The sequence below is a fragment of the Chryseobacterium sp. X308 genome (genome assembly GCF_020733145.1).
In the GTDB taxonomy this organism is placed as follows: domain Bacteria; phylum Bacteroidota; class Bacteroidia; order Flavobacteriales; family Weeksellaceae; genus Chryseobacterium; species Chryseobacterium cupriresistens.
Genome location: NZ_JAJFZH010000053.1, coordinates 1 through 2,250 on the forward strand (window position 1 = coordinate 1; position 2,250 = coordinate 2,250).

At 32.5% G+C, this 2,250-nt stretch carries 2 protein-coding genes; both read left to right on the forward strand.

Features of this window, described 5'->3' with window-relative positions:
- The first annotated feature begins 84 nt into the window (after positions 1 to 84).
- On the forward strand, positions 85 to 1,422 hold the full coding sequence (locus LIV57_RS22795; protein ID WP_227944441.1) for an IS4 family transposase: 1,338 nt from the start codon (positions 85 to 87) through the stop codon (positions 1,420 to 1,422).
- Positions 1,423 to 1,700: 278 nt separating this feature from the next.
- Positions 1,701 to 1,844 (forward strand): bacteriocin-like protein, encoded by a 144-nt coding sequence (locus LIV57_RS22800; RefSeq protein ID WP_156121528.1) that lies wholly within the window; start codon positions 1,701 to 1,703, stop codon positions 1,842 to 1,844.
- The last annotated feature ends 406 nt before the right edge of the window (positions 1,845 to 2,250 follow it).

Genomic DNA, 2,250 nt, shown 5'->3' on the forward strand with positions numbered 1-2,250 from the left:
CAATGTCATTAAGTTAACGGTTTAACATTTTGAATTACAGTTATTTATGCTTGTTTTTAAGATTTATTTTTCGTATATTTAACAGTGAATCAATCAGTTAAACCGAGAAGAAAAAATACTAATGCCATTCTCTCTTCTCTTCAATTCGAAATTTATCATAGCTTTACAAAGAAAAGATTTGTAGTTGACGCGAAAGATTTTAGTAGAAACAGAAGTCTTTCTTTTTCAGTAAGCATTTTATTTATGATTAATTTTTTAACCAAAAGTTTATCCCTTGAGATTGTTAACTTTTTAAGCTTCTTTAAGAGAAAAGAAATTCCTCAGAAATCATTCAGTAAGAGCGCTTTCGTACAAGCACGTAAAAAAATAAAACCTGAGGTCTTTAGCTATCTGAATGAAAAACTGACCGAAGAATTTTACACCGACAATAGTACTGTAAAAACAAGATTTTCAGGAAAACGAATTTTGTCAGTAGACGGCTCCCGATTAACTCTTCCCAGAACAAGGGAATTGGAAAAAATCTATGGTAGAACGAAAAATCAAACAGAGACTTATATTATTCAGGGAAAAGTTTGTGTTTTGTACGATGTTCTGAATAAGATAGGTATTGGTGGTGTTTTGTCTTCTGTTGATACTGACGAACGCATTCAGGCAAAACAGCTTTTGGGATACTGCAGGAAAGGAGATTTGATCATTTATGACAGGGGTTTTGCATCTTTCGATTTTATGTATGAACACAAGAAAAAACAATTAGACTTTGTAATGCGGATGCGGTTGGATTTTAGTCTGGTTGTGAGAGATTTTGTAGCTGGCGGTCAAGATTCACAAGTCCTGGTCATGCAGCCTGGCAAAAACACAAATTTACAAGGAAAAACCTATGACAAAGACACTTCCTTGATAGTAAGATTACTTAGGATTGTTTTACCGGGAGGAGAGATCGAAGTTTTGGCAACCTCTCTTGAGGATGAAATCCAATACAAGAATGAAATCTTTAAAGATCTCTACTTTGAAAGATGGAAAATAGAAACGTACTATGACGAGCTTAAAAATAAACTTAAAATAGAAGAATTTTCGGGTTATTCTAATCAAAGTATATTGCAGGACTTTTATGCTACATTGTTGGTAAGCAATATTCAAAGTCTTATTGTAGAGGAGATTAATGAAGAATTACAAGCGAAAAAAGATACCAAAAAATATCGTTACAAAGTAAACACTTCATTATCTTATGGTTTTTTGAAAGACAGAATTATAGGTCTGCTTTTTTCCAACTCTGATATGAACAAGGCAATAGAGGAATTAAAAACTCTTTTCAAAGCGCATTTAATTCCTATAAGACCTCAAAGATCAATCAAAAGAAATATAGGGAAATACAGAGCTAGGGCTAAACCTATAGTCTCTAAAAATCAAAAAGATACGTTGTGATAATTGCTTAACTTAATGACATTGGGCGCGAGCGTCTCGCTCGTGTCCACAAATAACGAAACCTCCGCAACAGCGGAGGTTTTGATTTATTTTGTCTTAAGAAGCTCTATTGATATATATATAATGATCATCAAAAGTTAATAAATAATTGTCTTTGTAAATTATATAAAATGAACAGGTTATGTTTTTGTATTCCAAAAATCTGTATATTGTATTACCAAATTAAAGCGTAATCCGAAAAGCATATAGAGTAGGAAAAAAATCAAAAAAATGTTACTATGAAAAACTTAAGAAAACTTTCAAAAAGAGAATTGAAAACTGTTCAGGGTGGTATCCCGATGTGTCTGGCAGGATACTTCTGGTGCTCATTGGAAAGAAAATGTATTCCGGTAGGGTCACCATGCGGACTTATTATCGATTAACTAATTAAAAATAGTAAAAAAAGGCTGTCTCAGAAATGGGATAGCTTTTTTTATGTGCTCTCTATCAATCGACTTAGGAATCAGGAGCATTAAGAAAATTTGAATGTAATCCGTTAAAAAATTTCCACTGTCTGAGCATGGGATGTATTTAGAATCGAAGCAGAACCGGGTGATCCATGCGAGTTTGGAAATTTTAGGAGTACATTCCAATTTTTAGTGGATGATTCCCGTCTTGAACTTTTGCATACTTTTGTTTGACTACGTCGAATCTTCGATTTCAAGACAAAAGTATAAATGAAAATCATATTAAATATTTTACAAATTATTTGTTTTACTTCTTTTTTAATCTGTGTCTTTTATTTATTAATGGTATTAGCCAGCAGTCACAACATTCCTCTTCGTGTAT

Coding starts and splice junctions, on each gene's coding strand:
- LIV57_RS22800 (WP_156121528.1), top strand. CDS start 1,701: ATGAAAAACTTAAGAAAACTTTCAAAAAGAGAATTGAAAACTGTTCAG.